Origin of the sequence: Pseudomonas pisciculturae, from assembly GCF_015461805.1 — a bacterium.
Taxonomy (GTDB): Bacteria; Pseudomonadota; Gammaproteobacteria; order Pseudomonadales; family Pseudomonadaceae; genus Aquipseudomonas; species Aquipseudomonas pisciculturae.
Genome location: NZ_JACVZE010000004.1, coordinates 21,211 through 37,134 on the forward strand (window position 1 = coordinate 21,211; position 15,924 = coordinate 37,134).

The window sequence follows — 15,924 nt, forward strand, 5'->3', positions numbered from 1 at the left end:
ACACCTGAAAACAAAAAAGGGTCGCGAGATAAAATCTCGCAACCCTTTGAATTATATGGTCGGGACGGAGTGATTCGAACACTCGACCCCTAGCACCCCATGCTAGTGCGCTACCGGACTGCGCTACGCCCCGACTAGGCGTGTTACTGGGTTTGCTTCGCAACGAAGCGATCAGGAATATACCGCAAGCTTTTGAAATGTGGAAGTATTTTAAAAGCCTGTATCACTTCTTCAAAACCACCAGCACATCTTCAAGCTCAGCGATCATCTGGCGGATCATTTGCTTGTATTGGGTGGTGTCGTCTTTGGCTTCATCACCGGACATACGCTGGCGCGCACCGCTGATGGTGAACCCCTGGTCGTACAGCAACGCGCGGATCTGTCGGATCATCAGCACGTCCTGGCGCTGATAATACCGACGGTTCCCGGTGCGTTTGACGGGGTTGAGTTGAGGAAACTCCTGCTCCCAATAGCGCAGCACGTGCGGTTTTACCGCACAGAGCTCGCTGACTTCACCAATGGTGAAGTAGCGTTTGCCTGGGATGACGGGTAGCTCGTCGTTATGACTTGGTTCCAGCATAAGCCTCAACTCGGGCCTTCAACTTCTGCCCTGGACGAAAGGTGACCACACGGCGAGCCGTGATCGGGATTTCTTCTCCCGTTTTTGGATTGCGGCCAGGCCGCTGGCGTTTGTCCCGCAGGTCAAAATTGCCGAAACCGGACAATTTGACCTGTTCGTTGTCTTCCAGAGCGTGTCTGATTTCTTCAAAGAACAACTCGACCAATTCCTTGGCCTCGCGCTTGTTCAGACCCAACTCTTCGTACAGACGTTCCGCCATCTCAGCTTTCGTCAAAGCCCCCATACGTCACTTCCTTAACGTGGCGTTCAACCTTTGTTCGAGCGAGGTGAGGATATTTTGTGTCGTGGTATTCACCTCATCGTCATTAAGAGTGCGCGATGGATGCTGCCAGGTCAAGCCAACTGCAAGGCTTTTTCTATGCGGATCAATACCTTTACCCTGATAAACGTCAAATAGCCTGAGGTCTGTCAGCCATTCGCCTGCATTTTCACGGATTACATCCAGAACTGCAGTAGCGGCTACGTCTTGATCGGCGATCAGCGCCAGGTCACGGCGTACTTCCGGGAAGCGCGACAGCTCGCTGAACTTCGGCATCTTGCCCGAAGCCACTTCAGCCAGGACCAGTTCGAACACAAAAACAGGCCGGTCAAGACCGAGGGTTTTCGACAGTTCCGGGTGAATGGCGCCGACAAAACCAACCAAACGACCTTCACGCTCGATACGTGCAGTCTGGCCGGGGTGCAACGCTGGGTGGCTGCCTGGCAGGAAGGTGAAGGCATCCAGTGCGCCGGCGAAGCCCAGTACCGCTTCCACGTCAGCCTTGACGTCGAAGAAGTCCACAGCATCGCGGCCCTGCGCCCAACCTTCTGGCAAACGGCTACCGCATACAACGCCAGCGAGCATCGGTTCTTGTTTCAAGCCGTCCAATTGACCAACAAAACGCAGGCCGCTTTCGAACATGCGTACGCGGTCTTGCTGACGGTTCAGGTTGTGGGAAAGTGCTTTCACCAAACCTGGCCACAGGGACGAACGCATCGCCGCCATGTCGTTTGAAATAGGGTTGGCCAGCAGCAGCGGCTCGACGCCTGGGTTGAACAGCTCGAACTGTTTAGGATCGATGAAGCTGTAGGTCACCGCCTCTTGGTAACCACGGGCAACCAGCAGGCGACGCAGCTCAGGCAAGTGCGCACGCGCCTCGGCCTTCGGTTGTGGCGCCAGACGGGCTTGCGGGTAACGAACCGGTAGGCGGTTGTAACCGTACAGGCGGGCCAGCTCTTCAATCAGGTCGACTTCCAGGCTGATATCGAAACGATGGCTAGGTACTTCAACATGCCACTGCCCTTCCCCACTGACGGAGATGGCCAGACCGAGTGCTGACAACAGCTGCTCGATTTCAGCAGGCGCGATGACCAGGCCAAGCATTTGCTCAACGCTTTTGGCACGCAGGGTGATCGGCGCAACGGACGGCAGGTACTGTTCGTTGGCGGTTTCAGTAATCGGGCCGGCTTCGCCACCGGTGATTTCCAGCAGCAGGCCAGTGGCACGCTCCATGGCTTCACGGGCCAGCTTCCAGTCAACACCACGCTCGTAGCGGTGCGATGCATCGGTGTGCAGGCCATAGGAGCGGGCCTTGCCAGCGATAGCGATTTGATCGAAGAACGCGCTTTCAAGGAATACATCGCGAGTGGTCGCGGACACACCGCTATGCTCGCCGCCCATCACGCCGGCAATCGCCAGGGCGCGGGAATGGTCAGCGATGACCAGGGTGTCGGCACGCAGGCTGACTTCCTGGCCGTCGAGCAGCACCAGCTTCTCGCCGGCTTCGGCCATGCGCACGCGGATGCCGCCATTGATTTCGGCGAGATCGAAGGCATGCAGCGGTTGGCCCAGTTCGAGCATCACGTAGTTGGTGATATCGACGGCAGCATCGATGCTGCGCACGTCAGCGCGGCGCAGACGCTCAACCATCCACAGCGGCGTTGGCTTGGACAGGTCGACGTTACGGATCACACGACCCAGGTAACGCGGGCAGGCGTTGGGCGCCAGCACTTCGACCGGGCGCACTTCGTCGTGCACAGCAGGCACAGACGCGACCACTGGACGGGTGACTGGTGCGTTATAGAGCGCACCCACTTCACGGGCCAGACCAGCCAGGGACAGGCAGTCGCCACGGTTCGGGGTCAGGTCGACCTCGATGCTGGCGTCTTCCAGTTCCAGGTAAACGCGAATGTCCTGGCCCACTGGCGCGTCGGCCGGCAGCTCCATCAGGCCATCGTTGCCTTCGCCGACTTGCAGCTCAGCCTGGGAGCACAGCATGCCGTTGGACTCAACGCCACGCAGCTTGGCCTTCTTGATCTTGAAATCACCTGGCAGCTCAGCGCCGATCATGGCGAACGGGATCTTCAGGCCCGGGCGCACGTTAGGCGCTCCGCACACGACCTGGAAGGTTTCCGTACCACTGCTGACCTGGCACACACGCAACTTGTCGGCGTCAGGGTGTTGCTCGGTGCTCAGCACCTCGCCCACGACAACACCACTGAAAACACCGGCGGCCGGCGTAACGCTATCGACCTCAAGACCGGCCATCGACAGACGAGCAACCAGCTCGTCGCGACCTACCTGCGGGCTTACCCAGCCACGCAGCCATTGTTCACTGAATTTCATCCTGCTCTCCTAAAGATTCGTTACGACTAGCGAAATTGCGCGAGGAACCGCAAGTCGTTGTCGAAGAACAGACGCAAGTCGTTCACGCCGTAACGCAGCATGGCCAGACGCTCAACGCCCATGCCGAAGGCAAAACCCGAGAACTCTTCCGGGTCGATCCCGGACATGCGCAGCACGTTAGGGTGAACCATGCCGCAGCCCATCACTTCCAGCCAGCCGGTCTGTTTGCAGACACGACAGCCTTTACCGCTGCACATCACACATTCCATGTCTACTTCAGCGGAAGGCTCGGTGAACGGGAAGAACGATGGACGGAAACGTACCGCCAGCTCTTTCTCAAAGAACACGCGAAGGAACTCTTCGATGGTGCCCTTGAGGTCGGCGAAGTTGATATCGCGATCAACCAGCAGGCCTTCGACCTGGTGGAACATCGGCGAGTGGGTGATATCGGAGTCGCTGCGGTACACACGGCCTGGGCAGACGATGCGGATCGGCGGCTTGGTCGCTTCCATGGTGCGGACCTGTACCGGCGAGGTATGGGTGCGCAACAGCATGTTCGCGTTGAAATAGAAGGTGTCGTGCATCGACCGGGCCGGGTGATGGCCTGGGATGTTGAGCGCCTCGAAGTTGTGGTAGTCGTCTTCGACCTCAGGGCCTTCGGCAATGCCGTAGCCAATATGGGTGAAGAACTGCTCGATACGTTCCAGAGTCCGGGTGATCGGGTGCAGACCGCCCGAGGCCTGGCCACGACCAGGCAAGGTAACGTCAATGGACTCGGCAGCGAGTTTGGCCGCTAGATCGGCCTCCTCCATCGTCGCCTTGCGTGCATTGAGCACCTCTGTGACACGCTCCTTGGCGACGTTGATCAGCGCGCCGACTTGCGGACGCTCTTCAGCCGGCAAATTCCCCAGGGTCTTCATCACCTGAGTCAATTCACCTTTTTTGCCAAGGTAGTGAACCCGGATTTGCTCCAGGGCATTGATATCTTCAGCGCTTTGCACAGCCTCGAGAGCTTGAGCGACGAGCGCGTCCAGGTTTTCCATGTACAGACTCCAGATACAAAATAGGGGAAGAGCTTGAAGGCTCTTCCCCTATTTAAGACGTTTACCACCTTGGGCTACAGGAGTAACCCAGGGTGATTGTCGGGGGTACTTAAGCCAAGGTGGCTTTAGCTTTCTCGACAATCGCAGCAAACACCGCTTTTTCGTTCACTGCCAGTTCGGCCAGAACCTTACGGTCGATCTCGATGGAAGCTTTTTTCAGGCCAGCGATGAAACGGCTGTAGGACAGACCGTTAACACGTGCACCAGCGTTGATACGAGCGATCCACAGAGCGCGGAACTGACGTTTTTTCTGACGACGGTCACGGTAAGCGTATTGGCCTGCCTTGATTACCGCTTGCTTGGCAACACGGAATACGCGTGAACGCGCGCCGTAGTAGCCTTTAGCAAGTTTCAGAATTTTTTTGTGACGTTTACGGGCAATGACGCCACGCTTTACACGAGCCATGAGTTACTTCCTCTATTCTTGATCCAAAAATTAACGAAGGCGCAGCATGCGCTCGACTTTTGCCACGTCAGACGGATGCAGCAAGCTGCTACCGCGCAGTTGACGCTTACGCTTGGTCGACATTTTGGTCAGGATGTGGCTCTTGAAAGCGTGCTTGTGCTTGATACCGTTAGCAGTTTTCAGAAACCGCTTAGCAGCACCACTTTTAGTCTTCATCTTTGGCATGTTCGGATACTCCGCATTCAGTTGATAAACATAATCAGAAGGCCTGCCGTGCCCTGTTGATTACTTCTTCTTTTTCGGGGCGATGACCATGATCAGCTGGCGTCCTTCCATCTTAGGATGCTGTTCGACCGAACCGTACTCGAGCAGGTCAGCTTCAACCCGCTTGAGGAGTTCCATCCCCAGCTCCTGGTGGGCCATCTCACGGCCGCGGAATCGCAAGGATACCTTGGCCCTGTCCCCATCACTCAGGAAACGTACCAGGTTGCGCAGTTTTACCTGGTAATCCCCTTCCTCCGTCCCTGGACGAAACTTGATTTCTTTTACTTGAATCTGCTTTTGGTTCTTCTTCGCCGCGGCAACCTGTTTCTTCTTTTCGAAGATCGACTTGCCGTAGTCCATCACCCGGCAAACGGGTGGGATTGCATCGGCGGAGATTTCCACCAGGTCCAACTTGGACTCTTCTGCAATACGAAGCGCTTCATCAATCGAGACGATGCCAATCTGCTCGCCGTCAGCGCCAATTAACCGAACCTCGCGTGCCGAGATATTCTCGTTGATCGGGGCTTTCGGTGCAGCTCGTTTATCTTGTCTCATTTCACGCTTAATAATAATTACTCCGAATCTGGGCGACCACGCCGGGAAACCGCTTGCGCGAGGAACTCAGCGAACTGGGCGACGGGCATCGAGCCCAGGTCAGCACCTTCACGAGTACGCACAGCGACAGTCTGCATCTCGACTTCCCGATCTCCGATAACCAAAAGATAGGGAACCTTGAGCAAAGTATGCTCGCGGATTTTAAAGCCGATCTTTTCATTTCTCAAGTCGGACTTGGCACGAAATCCGCTTTCGTTGAGTGTTTTTTCAACTTCAGCGGCAAAATCTGCCTGTTTATCAGTGATATTCATGATCACTGCCTGAGTCGGAGCCAGCCACGCAGGGAATGCACCCTCGTAGTGCTCGATCAGGATACCGACGAACCGTTCGAACGAGCCGAGGATCGCCCGGTGCAGCATAACCGGGTGTTTACGGCTGTTGTCTTCGGAGACGTATTCGGCTCCCAGACGGATCGGCAGGTTAAAATCGAGCTGCAGGGTACCACACTGCCAGACACGGCCAAGGCAATCTTTCAGCGAGAACTCGATCTTCGGACCGTAGAACGCGCCCTCCCCCGGCTGTAGATCGTACGCAAGGCCCGCACTGTCCAGCGCTGCGGCCAGTGCAGCTTCAGCGCGATCCCACAACTCGTCGGAACCGACGCGTTTTTCCGGACGAGTGGACAGTTTCATCTCAACGTCGGTAAAACCGAAATCGCGATAAACGTCCATGGTCAGCTTGATGAACGCTGCGGACTCAGCTTGCATCTGCTCTTCAGTGCAGAAGATGTGCGCGTCGTCCTGAGTAAAGCCACGCACACGCATGATGCCGTGCAGCGCACCCGATGGCTCGTTGCGGTGGCAGGCACCGAACTCGGCCAAGCGCATCGGCAACTCGCGGTAGCTCTTCAGGCCTTGGTTGAACACCTGCACGTGGCAAGGGCAGTTCATCGGCTTGATGGCGTAATCGCGGTTTTCCGACTGGGTAGTGAACATGTTGTCGGCGTAGTTGGCCCAGTGCCCGGATTTCTCCCAAAGGCTGCGGTCAACAACCTGGGGAGTCTTGATCTCCAGGTAGCCGTTATCGCGCTGAACCTTGCGCATGTACTGCTCAAGTACCTGGTACAGGGTCCAGCCGTTCGGGTGCCAGAACACCATGCCCGGCGCTTCTTCCTGGAGGTGGAACAGGTTCAGGCGCTTGCCGATCTTGCGGTGGTCGCGTTTCTCGGCTTCTTCGATGCGTTGGATATAGGCCGCCAGCTGCTTCTTGTCAGCCCAGGCGGTGCCGTAGATCCGTTGCAGTTGCTCGTTCTTCGCGTCGCCACGCCAGTAGGCGCCAGACAGCTTGGTCAGCTTGAACGACTTGAGGAAGCGCGTGTTCGGCACGTGCGGGCCGCGGCACATGTCGACATATTCTTCGTGGTAGTACAGGCCCATGGCCTGTTCGTCCGGCATGTCTTCCACCAGACGCAGCTTGTAGTCTTCGCCACGAGCGGTGAACACGTCGATCACTTCGGCGCGCGGCGTGACTTTCTTGATCACGTCGTAATCTTTTTCGATCAGTGCGTGCATGCGCTGCTCGATCGCAGCCAGATCGTCCGGGGTGAAAGGACGCTCATAGGCGATGTCGTAATAGAAGCCTTCGTCGATGACCGGGCCGATCACCATTTTCGCCGTCGGGTACAGCTGCTTGACCGCGTGGCCAATCAGGTGAGCGCAAGAGTGACGAATGATCTCCAGCCCCTCTTGATCCTTGGGCGTAATGATTTGCAGGCTGGCGTCGCTGGTGATCAGGTCGCTGGCGTCAACCAGCTTGCCGTCGACCTTGCCGGCTACGGTGGCCTTGGCCAGGCCAGCACCAATAGATGCGGCGACCTCGGCTACTGAAACCGAATGATCGAATGAACGTTGACTGCCGTCGGGAAGAGTAATAGTTGGCATGGCGCCTCCTCTCCTAGTGGTGACCCCTACCAAAGGTCACGTGGGTTGGGATGAGCCAGTACAAGATCCAATACCAGGCCGTTCAGTGATGAACGCCTGCCTTACAGCGGCAGGAGCCTTTCGGCCAACCGATAATCGAACCAGAGTGACTGGAGTGAGCTAAAAAGAGCATGGCAAGGCGGCAAATGGCGCGCCTGGAAATAGCCAGGAAAGCGATGCTAGCACAGATGAACGGTCATCGCGCCGACGCCAGGCCAAGCAAACACAAATTCCAGGCTTTATAGCTGCGAAACGGAACTTGAGCTGTACGCAATGCCTCAAACCCACTGAGAATCGCCGTTCGTCCTCGACCCAAAGGAGCATCCCATGATGCGTTTTACCTCGACCCTCGCTCTCGCCGCCTCCCTGGCCTTCCTTTCTCTTGGCGCACAAGCCGCCGCCCCGTCGAACTGGCCAGCCGGTGCTCGCGACAGCTTCGTCCAAGACTGCAGCGCAGCCGCCAGCCAGAACGTAGATGCCAAAACAGCCAAAGCCCACTGCGAATGTGGCGCCGACAAGATCAATGCCGAGCTGACCACGGCTGAAATCAAGGAACTGATGACCAACCCGAACGCCAAGCCCGAGCTGAAAAACAAAGCCGTCTCGGCTATTTCGTCATGCAAAGTCGTGAAGAAAAAGTAAGAACGACCTCTGATCAGACGGCCGTTTTGCTGGAAAAAACGCCCTAAAACTGCCATTTCTCACAAAATACGCAGCTTTTACGGCTTTTTTTACCAGCTGATATTTCGCAGCAAAGCCCCGTAAATCGGGGCTTTCAGCCGACCCAAGCATTAAACGCAACGCTATTGATTAGCAAACAATGCCTTGGGGGGGCTCCCAAGCCGAACATTTCGACTATGATAGCCCGGTGTGCCCAGTTGGCCTGAGCAGCACAGCACTACTGAAAATATATGTTTCTTGGAGATACACCATGTCTAATCGCCAAACCGGCACCGTTAAATGGTTCAACGATGAAAAAGGCTTCGGCTTCATCACTCCTCAAGGTGGCGGTGACGACCTGTTCGTACACTTCAAAGCTATCGAAAGCGACGGTTTCAAAAGCCTGAAAGAAGGCCAAACCGTTTCCTTCGTGGCTGAGAAAGGCCAAAAGGGTATGCAAGCTGCACAGGTTCGCGGCGAGTAATTCTCCGCTGAGCTAAAAAAACCCCGTCCATGTGACGGGGTTTTTTATGGGCGTTGCAAAAGCCTGAAAAGACTTAGCCGCAATTGACCCGCGTGATCACCAGGTTGTCGTCGGTGTTCAGATTAAGACGGTCAGAACGATATTCCAGCGTGATCATATCGTTGGGCTTGAGGATGCGTGCATTCTGCGCGCCGGCGCGAGTACGCGCCTGCTCCAGCAGTTGTGGCGAAGCTTTCTGGCCAATGGCGAATTCGGCGGCCTTCGACTCACAGCGGCTATGACCGGCATCAGTCACAGCGGCGTCTTTGGCTGGCTCAGAGGCACCCGGGGTGCTGCAACCCGCCAATGCGAGTGCCGCCAACAAAGTACCGAATGAAGCGAGCTTCCAAGGCATGAAGCCTCCTATGATAAAAAATGGACAGAGTTCGTGCGACAGCGGTTAGGAGAATTGGTTTCAAGACGTAAACTGCTGATAGCCAAGTCTGCCTGACTCCCGACAGGCATTCGCCCGTTCAATCGTGACCAGATATGAACGTAATCAGTAAATGTCGATGTAGTCATGCGACGGCTTCGGCCAATTCTGTTTCAGCGCATTGAAAATCTGCGTGACCCACACCTCATCACTGGCAGCCACATTACCGACATAACCAGAGCCCTTGGCCCAGGTTTCCAGACGAAACAACAAACCCTCGATACCCACCCCGCCCACAGCACTTCCTGACGAGATATAGGCGATGCCGGCCTTGGTTACCCGCAACTGAGTATGTTCGTCATCGCTGGCACTGGCGATCAGTTGGCGCACGGCGGCCAGGGTCAACGCCTCGGGGTTATTCAAATCGATCTGCACGTGGTGTCCCCGGTCATTAAACAGGGGCACAGTGTCGCACAGCGCCCGTCTTAACCCGAAACGTCTCATGCCTAAGTATCAGTGCCAAACCCGATACAAAATGGTTAACTGCGCCGGTGAGAACCGCGTGTCAGCGCACTGCCCAGTATTTTCAGCCCCGTGAGACCTCCATGACCACCGTAACGCTCCAAGCCGATATCAAAGCCAAATGGCCCCAAGGACAAAGCTCATACAGCCCCGGTAGCCCTGAGGAATTGGCGATCATCGGCATCGACTTGCTGGTAAAGGAATTGGGGACTCAAGCAGCGCAAGCGTTCATCGGCCAGATATTTGAAAAGTATCCGGCCAATCACATGGGCGCACACAACCCCGAGCGAGAATAAGAACCGGCCAGCGAACGCCGACCGGCAAACCGCTTACTTCAGGCGCGCCAAGCGTTCGGTCAACAGATCGAAGAAGCCCTGGGCGTCGCCGCTCTCTACCCAGAACACATTCTTGTCCTGCTTCAGGCCGTCGTACCAATCGACGATGGTCTGGCCGAAGGTCGGGCCTTCGCGGCTGTCCACCACCATATTGGCTTGGCGACCGCTGAACAGCGAAGGCTTGAGCAGGTAGGCAACAACGGTGGCGTCGTGCACTGGGCCGCCAGGGATGCCGTAGTGCTCCATGTCACCTTTGACGTACTCATTGAGAATACTGCTCACGACTTTACTGGCGTTGTTGTTCAGGTCGGCGATCTTTTTCAAACGCGCGTCACTGGTCAACACCTTGTGGGTCACGTCCAGTGGCAGGTAGGTCAGTTTGACGCCACTTTTGAGCACAATCTCAGCCGCAACCGGGTCGGCAAACAGGTTGAACTCTGCAACCGGGGTGATATTGCCGCCGTTGAAGTGCGCGCCGCCCATCACCACGACTTCCTTGATGCCTTGAGTGATCTCGGGCGCCTGAGTGAGCGCCAGCGCCAGATTGGTCTGCGGGCCCAACATAGCAATCGTGATGCTATGGGGTTTGGCAGTACTCAAAGTCTTGATCAGGTAATCAACGGCATTGCCTTCAGCCAAGCCTTTTTTGGGCTCATGCACGGTGACGCCGGAGATACCTTCCTTGCCGTGGATATTCTCGGCGTAAATCGGTTTGCGCAGCAACGGCGCTGGCGCACCGGCGTAGACCGGGATGTCTTCGCGCCCCGCCCATTCACGGGCCAGGCGTGCGTTGCGAGAGGTCTTGTCCAGGCGCACATTGCCAGCAACGGTGGTCAACGCGCGAATGCTCAGTTCCTCCGGGGAGGCCATGGCAAACAGCAGCGCTACCACGTCGTCGGCGCCCGGGTCGGTGTCAATGATGAGGTCGATTTTTTCCGCCGCTTGGGCGCTTGCGGCAGTGAGTGCGGACAAAAGCAGGACACTCCGAAACAGATTGCTCAGGATTGGAAGACCACGTTGCATAAAACACTCCTTGTTGTTGTGAAATGCTAGAACGTTACGCCGGACACCAGTGCGATATTGCAGTAAGGCTGGCACTCGCCAGTGCGCACCACGGCACGCGCCTGACGGCTCAGCTGTTTGAACGCCTCATGACTGACCAGGCGTCGTTCACCGAGGGCGGCCTGCTCCGTGAGGGTATTGAGCTCGCTCAGCGCAGGAGGCTGCTTGAGCAAGATTTCTTGCGCCAGCACATGGCTCTCCACCTGCATTTCGCTGAGCACAATGCGCAACGTGCTGATGAAGTCCGGAATGCCCTGGGTCAACGCCAGGTCGATCAGTTCAACGCCCGGCGGCACCGGCAAACCAGCGTCGCCGATCACGAGGATATCGCCGTGACCAAGGGACGCGATCACGCGCGACAGGGCGATATTGAGCAAAGGGGTCTTTTTCATGGGGACACAAAACCTTGTACGTCGTGCAGTGCAGGAATGGAGGGTTGCGCCCCGGCGCGGGTGACCGACAACGCCGCCGCGACCTGACCGAAGCGAATGGCGTCGGCTTCGCTTTTGCCGCCAGCCAACGCAGCGGCAAAGCCACCGACGAACGTGTCACCCGCTGCCGTGGTATCCACCGCCTTGACCTTTGGCGCCAGCAGATGCTCAAAGGTCTGGCCATCAGTAAACAGTGTGCCCTGGGAGCCCAGGGTGATGATGACTTTACCCGCTCCCGCCTTGATCAGTTGGGTCGCGGCGAGTTTGGCGCTGTCGAGGGAATCGACCGTGATGCCGCTCAGCGCAGTCGCCTCGCTTTCATTCGGAATCAGATAATCAATCGAGGCGTACCACTCGGCAGGCAGCGGCCCACTGGCGGGAGCCGGGTTGAGGATCACCGTCTTGCCCAATTCACGACCGCGCTTAAGCGTGAAACCTACGGTGTCCATCGGCACTTCCAACTGGCAGACGACTACATCGGCCGCCTGTAATACCGCATCGAATGCCTGCAGCGAGGCTGGGGTCAGCTCACCGTTGCTCCCGGCGACAATCACAATCGCGTTCTGACTGCTGTCATCCACCACAATCAGCGCCACGCCGCTGGAGCCGTCCACGGTGCTGACGGCCTGACAATCGATGCCTTCCACTCGCAACGCATCACGCAACTGAGTGCCGTAGGCATCGCTGCCCACGCAACCGATCATCGCAACCTGCGCACCCAAACGTGCCGACGCCACCGCCTGGTTGGCGCCCTTGCCGCCAGGCACCGTGGAGAATGTTTGGCCAATCAGGGTTTCACCGGCACGGGGCAGCCGACTGGCGCGGGTGACCAGGTCCATGTTCAAGCTGCCTACTACCACTACTTTTGCTGGCATACATCAATACTCATCAATTCAGTTCAGCGGTATTGCGCGAACACACCGGCGACGGGCGCCGTCGACTCACGCAACACAATGCTCGGCGTCACGATGCGTTGATCGATCGGCAGTTGGGGTGTCGCAATTCGTTTCAGTAAAAGCTCAGCAGCGGTCTCACCCAATTGCAAGATCGACTGCCCGACCGTGGTCAACGCTGGGTAGACGTAACGCCCCATTTGAATGTCATCAAAGCCGATCACCGACAGCTCGCCGGGCACACGGATATTACGCTCGGCCGCCGCGCGCAACACACCGAAACCGATCATGTCGTTGCTGGCAAAAATCGCGCTGGGCGGGTTTTCTGCCAGCAACTGCACGGCGGCGGCGTACCCGCCGATGCTGGTGAAATCGCTTTCCCGGGTACGGTTGGCCGCCACGTCCACGCCCGACTCATGCAATGCACGGTGATAGCCCGCCAGACGCATCTGCGCCACACGGGTGTGCGCCGGGCCACCGATGCAGGCGATGTCGCGGTGACCCAGTTCAAGCAAATGCCGAGTCGCCAGGTAAGCGCCCTGCTCGTGATCGATGCGTACAAGGTCAACATCTATACCGTCCAACGCCCGGTCGACAATCACCATGGGCGTGCGCACCGCGCTCAAACCCGCGGCCAAGCCACTGTCATCGCCGCCCACCGAGGTTACGATCAGGCCGTCGATGCGTTTCTCCAGCAACACCCGCAGGTAGCTGCGTTGCTTTTCGGCGTTGTCATCGGAATTGCAGAGGATCACGCAATAACCGTTACGCTCGCAGTAGTCCTCGATGCCACGGGCTAGCTCGGCAAAGTACGGGTTGAGACTGTTGGGCACCAGCAAGCCAATGGTGGCTGTGGTCTTGGCCTTGAGCGAGCGCGCAACGGCGCTGGGTACATAGTCGAGCTGCTTGATCGCCGCTTCGACTTTGATCCGCACCGGCTCGCTGACCGGGCGCGACTTGTTCACCACATGGGACACCGTGGTGTAGGAAATACCTGCAAGCGCCGCCACATCCTTGATCGTTGCCATGATTCAGCCCCGTCGACTGGCGCGCTGGCTACGGTAAGTATCGAGGACCACGGCAATCACAATCACAGCACCGGTAATGATGCGCTTCGTGGGTTCCGTGGCACCGATCTGCGCCAGGCCTGCGGCCAGTACCGAAATAATCAACACGCCAAAGAACGTACTGATGACCGAACCGCGCCCGCCCATCAGGCTGGTGCCGCCGATGACCACGGCTGCAATCACTTGCAGTTCCAGGCCGGAACCCGCGTTCGGGTCTGCCGCCTCCAATCGCGAGATTTGGAACAGTGCCGCCACCCCGGCCAGCAGGCCCATGAGGCTGAAGACCAGGATCTTGTATGGCTTGGGGTTGATTCCCGCCAGGCGTACGGCCTCTTCATTGGTGCCGATACCGATCAGGTAACGACCAAACACCGTGCGGGTCAACACCAACTGGGCGGCGATGATCACCAGCAGCGCAATGATAAATGAAGGCGAAATGCCGAAAGCCACCGGGTTGGACAGCCACGCAAACGAATCGCCGATGTAGGCTGTACGCGAACCGGTCATCTGGTACGCGACGCCACGGGCCATTTCCAGTACGCCGAGGGACACGATAAATGACGGAATGCGCCAGGCCACGGTGATCGAGCCGGTGATGGTACCGGCCAATGCCGCACACCCCATGCCGAGCAAAGCCGCTGGCAATACGCTCCAGCCCCAGCCAAGAATGGCCACGCTGACCGCCGATGCCGCCAGCGCCAGCACCGAGCCCACCGACAGGTCGATGCCGCCGATGATCAGGATGAAGGTCATGCCGACCGCCAATACCATCAAGTCCGGAATCTGGTTGGCCAGGGTGCTGAAGGTGTCATAGGACAGGAAGTGGTCGCTGAGCACCGAAAACAGCGCAATCATCGCCAGCAAGGCACCCGCCAGGCCCAGATAGGTACCCAGGCCGTAGAAGTTGCCGCCAGTTTTACCGGGGGAAGTTGTGGTTTTCATGGGGTATCCCTAAGCGCTGCGTCGTTGAGCAGCGCGTCACGTTTCTGATAGCCGGCAAAGGCGGCGGCAAGCAATTCGTCCTGGGTCCAGCTGTCGCGCTCGAAGGTCTCGATCAGGCGCCCGGCAGACAACACGCCGATGCGATCGCAGATCAGCATGAGTTCACGCAGGTCGCTGGACACCACCACCAGCGCTTTGCCCTGGCGCGTCAATTCGCCGAGCAAGGCATAAATATCGAACTTGGCACCGACGTCGATGCCACGAGTAGGCTCATCGAACAGCATTACCGAGCAGTCACGCTCCAGCCAGCGGCCGATCACCACTTTCTGCTGGTTACCACCAGACAACTCGGAGACCAATTGCGCCGGGCTGGAACTGCGGATGCGCATGGCATCAATCTGACGCTTGGCCAGCGCCGTTTCGTCGCGACCATTCACCACCCCGCCGCCGGAAATTTCAGGCATGTTGCCCAAGGCTATATTGGCGCTGATGGACTGGGTCAGCAGCAGGCCCTCGCCCTTGCGGTCCTCGGTGATCAGGGCGATGCCGTGACCCACCGCATCTACCGGCGACCGGATGCTCACCACTTGCGCCGGCGAACCTAGCGCGACGGTGCCGCTGTCGGCCAGGTCGGCGCCGAAGATCAGGCGTAGCAATTCGGTGCGGCCTGCGCCGATAAGCCCGGAAATGCCGTAGATCTCACCGGCACGCACTTCAAAAGACACGTCACGGACCTTGTCCGAGCGAGTCAGGCCTTTGACTGTCAGGGCCGGGCCGCCGATGGTGCGCGGGCCCAAGTCGATGTGTTCACCCAGCTCGCGACCGACCATCAAGGTCACCAGTTGCTCGCTGTTGTAGTTGGCCATCGGCTCGACGCAAACCAGCTTGCCATCACGCAGTACCGCGATGCGCTGGGCGACGCGGGCCAGTTCTTCGAGCCGGTGCGAAATATAAATGATCGCCACGCCCCGGGCCTGCAGGCGCGTGATTTGTTCAAACAGCATTTCAACTTCCCGAGCCGTCAACATGGCGGTGGGTTCGTCGAGGATGAGTACGTGGCAGTCGCCGATCAGGTTGCGGGCGATCTCGACCATTTGCTGGTGGCCGATCCCGAGGCTGCCGACCAGGGTGTCTGGGTCGATGGCGTCCAGACCGACTTGAGCCATGGCTTCAATTGCGGCCTTGCGCAGTTGCTTGCGGCTGATCCAACCACAGTGGCTGGGCAGGTTGTCCAGGAACAGGTTTTCAGCCACGGTCAGCGTCGGCAGCAGGTTAAGTTCCTGCATGACCATACGCACGCCAAGCGCTTCGGCCTGGGTGCGGCTGCCAGGTTGGTAGTCTTGACCGTTGAATTGCATGTGCCCGGTGGTCGGTGTAACCAGCCCGCCGATAATTTTCGACAAGGTACTTTTGCCTGCACCGTTTTCACCGGTCAGCGCCAGTACTTCCCCGCGATTGAGCGTCAGGGTGATGTCGGACAGAACCGGTTGGGCATAGGTCTTGCCGATACCGCTGACCGAGAGGACAGCGTTCGGGGCGGAAGATGACATAGGAAAATCTCCAG

The 15,924-nt window shown here is 57.8% G+C and carries 19 protein-coding genes and 1 tRNA gene; 3 read left to right on the forward strand and 17 right to left on the reverse strand.

The window, feature by feature from the left end; genetic code table 11:
* Positions 1 to 56: 56 nt before the first annotated feature.
* From ICY20_RS11970 to thrS, 9 genes are all read right to left on the reverse strand, one after another.
* Positions 57 to 133: transfer RNA gene (locus tag ICY20_RS11970), tRNA-Pro, on the reverse strand.
* Positions 134 to 223: 90 nt separating this feature from the next.
* On the reverse strand, positions 224 to 580 hold the full coding sequence (locus ICY20_RS11975) for a MerR family transcriptional regulator (RefSeq protein WP_010209127.1): 357 nt from the start codon (positions 578 to 580) through the stop codon (positions 224 to 226).
* Positions 561 to 863 carry an integration host factor subunit alpha gene (ihfA, locus tag ICY20_RS11980; protein WP_002553164.1) on the reverse strand — a complete coding sequence of 101 codons (303 nt, stop codon included), beginning with the start codon at positions 861 to 863 and terminating at the stop codon, positions 561 to 563. The genes ICY20_RS11975 and ihfA overlap by 20 nt, the downstream gene beginning before the upstream one ends.
* A 3-nt stretch (positions 864 to 866) precedes the next feature.
* Positions 867 to 3,245 carry a phenylalanine--tRNA ligase subunit beta gene (pheT, locus tag ICY20_RS11985; protein ID WP_159958677.1) on the reverse strand — a complete coding sequence of 793 codons (2,379 nt, stop codon included), beginning with the start codon at positions 3,243 to 3,245 and terminating at the stop codon, positions 867 to 869.
* 26 nt (positions 3,246 to 3,271) lie between these two features.
* Positions 3,272 to 4,288, reverse strand: coding sequence for a phenylalanine--tRNA ligase subunit alpha (gene pheS, locus ICY20_RS11990; RefSeq protein ID WP_122486900.1), 1,017 nt, complete (start codon positions 4,286 to 4,288; stop codon positions 3,272 to 3,274).
* Between the two features lie 109 nt (positions 4,289 to 4,397).
* Positions 4,398 to 4,754, reverse strand: coding sequence for a 50S ribosomal protein L20 (rplT, locus tag ICY20_RS11995; RefSeq protein ID WP_003174975.1), 357 nt, complete (start codon positions 4,752 to 4,754; stop codon positions 4,398 to 4,400).
* Positions 4,755 to 4,784: 30 nt separating this feature from the next.
* Positions 4,785 to 4,979, reverse strand: coding sequence for a 50S ribosomal protein L35 (gene rpmI, locus ICY20_RS12000; RefSeq protein ID WP_002553160.1), 195 nt, complete (start codon positions 4,977 to 4,979; stop codon positions 4,785 to 4,787).
* 60 nt (positions 4,980 to 5,039) lie between these two features.
* Positions 5,040 to 5,591, reverse strand: coding sequence for a translation initiation factor IF-3 (gene infC / locus ICY20_RS12005; RefSeq protein ID WP_015884933.1), 552 nt, complete (start codon positions 5,589 to 5,591; stop codon positions 5,040 to 5,042).
* A complete protein-coding gene (gene thrS, locus ICY20_RS12010) occupies positions 5,591 to 7,513 on the reverse strand; it encodes a threonine--tRNA ligase (RefSeq protein ID WP_116626444.1) in 1,923 nt (640 codons plus the stop codon). Before thrS ends, infC begins: the two co-directional genes overlap by 1 nt.
* Positions 7,514 to 7,879: 366 nt before the next feature.
* Between thrS and ICY20_RS12015 the strand changes: the two genes are divergently transcribed.
* Together ICY20_RS12015 and ICY20_RS12020 are read left to right on the forward strand one after the other, a co-directional pair.
* Complete coding sequence (locus ICY20_RS12015; protein WP_159958679.1) at positions 7,880 to 8,194, forward strand: hypothetical protein; 315 nt, start codon at positions 7,880 to 7,882, stop codon at positions 8,192 to 8,194.
* 289 nt (positions 8,195 to 8,483) lie between these two features.
* Positions 8,484 to 8,696, forward strand: a complete 213-nt coding sequence (locus ICY20_RS12020) for a cold-shock protein (RefSeq protein WP_003234260.1) — start codon at positions 8,484 to 8,486, stop codon at positions 8,694 to 8,696.
* Positions 8,697 to 8,769: 73 nt separating this feature from the next.
* Here ICY20_RS12020 and ICY20_RS12025 read toward each other — a convergent pair whose 3' ends face one another.
* Both ICY20_RS12025 and ICY20_RS12030 read right to left on the reverse strand, forming a co-directional pair.
* Positions 8,770 to 9,090 carry an I78 family peptidase inhibitor gene (locus ICY20_RS12025; RefSeq protein ID WP_159958681.1) on the reverse strand — a complete coding sequence of 107 codons (321 nt, stop codon included), beginning with the start codon at positions 9,088 to 9,090 and terminating at the stop codon, positions 8,770 to 8,772.
* Between the two features lie 144 nt (positions 9,091 to 9,234).
* Positions 9,235 to 9,543 carry a hypothetical protein gene (locus tag ICY20_RS12030; protein WP_159958683.1) on the reverse strand — a complete coding sequence of 103 codons (309 nt, stop codon included), beginning with the start codon at positions 9,541 to 9,543 and terminating at the stop codon, positions 9,235 to 9,237.
* A 170-nt stretch (positions 9,544 to 9,713) separates the two neighbouring features.
* Here ICY20_RS12030 and ICY20_RS12035 point away from each other — a divergent pair, with 170 nt between their 5' ends.
* Entirely contained in the window at positions 9,714 to 9,926 is a 213-nt protein-coding gene (locus tag ICY20_RS12035; RefSeq protein ID WP_159958685.1) for a hypothetical protein, read from the forward strand.
* A gap of 33 nt (positions 9,927 to 9,959) precedes the next feature.
* Here ICY20_RS12035 and ICY20_RS12040 read toward each other — a convergent pair whose 3' ends face one another.
* From ICY20_RS12040 to ICY20_RS12065, 6 genes are read right to left on the reverse strand one after another with little or no spacing between them, the layout of a single operon-like run.
* Positions 9,960 to 10,988 (reverse strand): nucleoside hydrolase, encoded by a 1,029-nt coding sequence (locus ICY20_RS12040; RefSeq protein ID WP_194937601.1) that lies wholly within the window; start codon positions 10,986 to 10,988, stop codon positions 9,960 to 9,962.
* Positions 10,989 to 11,014: 26 nt separating this feature from the next.
* Positions 11,015 to 11,419 (reverse strand): D-ribose pyranase, encoded by a 405-nt coding sequence (gene rbsD / locus ICY20_RS12045; RefSeq protein WP_122513260.1) that lies wholly within the window; start codon positions 11,417 to 11,419, stop codon positions 11,015 to 11,017.
* Positions 11,416 to 12,333 carry a ribokinase gene (gene rbsK / locus ICY20_RS12050; protein ID WP_194937602.1) on the reverse strand — a complete coding sequence of 306 codons (918 nt, stop codon included), beginning with the start codon at positions 12,331 to 12,333 and terminating at the stop codon, positions 11,416 to 11,418. The genes rbsD and rbsK overlap by 4 nt, the downstream gene beginning before the upstream one ends.
* A 23-nt stretch (positions 12,334 to 12,356) precedes the next feature.
* Positions 12,357 to 13,379, reverse strand: a complete 1,023-nt coding sequence (locus tag ICY20_RS12055; protein WP_159958691.1) for a LacI family DNA-binding transcriptional regulator — start codon at positions 13,377 to 13,379, stop codon at positions 12,357 to 12,359.
* Between the two features lie 3 nt (positions 13,380 to 13,382).
* Positions 13,383 to 14,360 (reverse strand): ABC transporter permease, encoded by a 978-nt coding sequence (locus ICY20_RS12060; protein ID WP_110622328.1) that lies wholly within the window; start codon positions 14,358 to 14,360, stop codon positions 13,383 to 13,385.
* Complete coding sequence (locus ICY20_RS12065; RefSeq protein WP_159958695.1) at positions 14,357 to 15,910, reverse strand: sugar ABC transporter ATP-binding protein; 1,554 nt, start codon at positions 15,908 to 15,910, stop codon at positions 14,357 to 14,359. Before ICY20_RS12065 ends, ICY20_RS12060 begins: the two co-directional genes overlap by 4 nt.
* Between the last annotated feature and the right edge of the window lie 14 nt (positions 15,911 to 15,924).

Bases quoted from the DNA above. Each gene is read 5' to 3' on its own strand.
- ICY20_RS11975 (WP_010209127.1), bottom strand. From the start codon at position 580: ATGCTGGAACCAAGTCATAACGACGAGCTACCCGTCATCCCAGGCAAA.
- ihfA (WP_002553164.1), bottom strand. From the start codon at position 863: ATGGGGGCTTTGACGAAAGCTGAGATGGCGGAACGTCTGTACGAAGAG.
- pheT (WP_159958677.1), bottom strand. From the start codon at position 3,245: ATGAAATTCAGTGAACAATGGCTGCGTGGCTGGGTAAGCCCGCAGGTA.
- pheS (WP_122486900.1), bottom strand. From the start codon at position 4,288: ATGGAAAACCTGGACGCGCTCGTCGCTCAAGCTCTCGAGGCTGTGCAA.
- rplT (WP_003174975.1), bottom strand. From the start codon at position 4,754: ATGGCTCGTGTAAAGCGTGGCGTCATTGCCCGTAAACGTCACAAAAAA.
- rpmI (WP_002553160.1), bottom strand. From the start codon at position 4,979: ATGCCAAAGATGAAGACTAAAAGTGGTGCTGCTAAGCGGTTTCTGAAA.
- thrS (WP_116626444.1), bottom strand. From the start codon at position 7,513: ATGCCAACTATTACTCTTCCCGACGGCAGTCAACGTTCATTCGATCAT.
- ICY20_RS12015 (WP_159958679.1), top strand. From the start codon at position 7,880: ATGATGCGTTTTACCTCGACCCTCGCTCTCGCCGCCTCCCTGGCCTTC.
- ICY20_RS12020 (WP_003234260.1), top strand. From the start codon at position 8,484: ATGTCTAATCGCCAAACCGGCACCGTTAAATGGTTCAACGATGAAAAA.
- ICY20_RS12025 (WP_159958681.1), bottom strand. From the start codon at position 9,090: ATGCCTTGGAAGCTCGCTTCATTCGGTACTTTGTTGGCGGCACTCGCA.
- ICY20_RS12035 (WP_159958685.1), top strand. From the start codon at position 9,714: ATGACCACCGTAACGCTCCAAGCCGATATCAAAGCCAAATGGCCCCAA.
- ICY20_RS12040 (WP_194937601.1), bottom strand. From the start codon at position 10,988: ATGCAACGTGGTCTTCCAATCCTGAGCAATCTGTTTCGGAGTGTCCTG.
- rbsD (WP_122513260.1), bottom strand. From the start codon at position 11,419: ATGAAAAAGACCCCTTTGCTCAATATCGCCCTGTCGCGCGTGATCGCG.
- rbsK (WP_194937602.1), bottom strand. From the start codon at position 12,333: ATGCCAGCAAAAGTAGTGGTAGTAGGCAGCTTGAACATGGACCTGGTC.
- ICY20_RS12055 (WP_159958691.1), bottom strand. From the start codon at position 13,379: ATGGCAACGATCAAGGATGTGGCGGCGCTTGCAGGTATTTCCTACACC.
- ICY20_RS12060 (WP_110622328.1), bottom strand. From the start codon at position 14,360: ATGAAAACCACAACTTCCCCCGGTAAAACTGGCGGCAACTTCTACGGC.
- ICY20_RS12065 (WP_159958695.1), bottom strand. From the start codon at position 15,910: ATGTCATCTTCCGCCCCGAACGCTGTCCTCTCGGTCAGCGGTATCGGC.